General features: G+C 72.8%; 1 pseudogene. It reads left to right on the plus strand.

Features of this window, described 5'->3' with window-relative positions:
* Nucleotides 1-561 (plus strand): annotated as a pseudogene (locus ITP53_RS55565) (hypothetical protein); the annotation flags it as partial.
* Nucleotides 562-842 lie beyond the last annotated feature (281 nt).

Consider the following 842-nt stretch of genomic DNA (forward strand, 5'->3'; position numbering starts at 1 on the left):
GAGGGGGCCCCCAAGCAGGCGCGGGAGATCGAGCAGGCCATCAACGGCGACACCGACGTGGCCCGGCCGACGCCGACGCCCTCCAAGCCGCCGACCCCCGTCGCCGAGCCCCGCCCGGATTCCCCGGTGGACTCGATCGTCGTCTGGGGTGTGGTGCTGGCCGGGGTGCTGGGGGCGTACCTGCTGGCGGTGATCGTGGTGCCGCCGCTGCGCCGGGCGCGCCGCCGCCGCGCCGCCTCGCCCGCCGTACGGGTGACCGGCGCGTGGCGGCAGACCGTGGCCAGATTGCGCGGCGCCGGGCTACCTGTCGGCTCCGGTGCGCTGACGGCGCGGGAGGTGGCGCTGCTGGGGGAGTCCGTCCTGGGTACGCCCGCCCGTGAACCGCTGACGGCGCTGGCCGACCTGGCGAACCTGGCGACGTTCGGCGCGGCGGCCATGGACCAGGGCGACGCCGACCTGGCCTGGCGGCACTTCGCGGGCGTCGACCTGCTGGTCCGGCAGAAGATCGGCCTGACGAGCAGAATCGCCCGCCGCCTCTCTCCGACCTCCCTGTTCACGTAGCCCGCATGTCCTGTTCCGATGAGGAGGTTCGGTGGCCTCCCTGGAGAGGCTCGTGTTCCGCTTCCGTTGTGATCGCTGACCATGAAAGGAACGATCACTGACGGTCTGTGGGCGGTCAGGGCGGACGACCTCGTCGGCGTGTTGACCCCCGGCAGCGCAGGCGCGGGAGGGGCCGCGGGAATGAGCAGGGCTCGGAGTGGAAGTACGCCGGTTGGTTTGCCGGCTTCCGAGGTCGGTCTGCTCGGTTGGGCTGCCGGTGGTGGTTACGGGGAGGTCGGTGG

It is taken from the genome of Nonomuraea cypriaca (assembly GCF_015645445.1).
Classification (GTDB): domain Bacteria; phylum Actinomycetota; class Actinomycetes; order Streptosporangiales; family Streptosporangiaceae; genus Nonomuraea; species Nonomuraea cypriaca.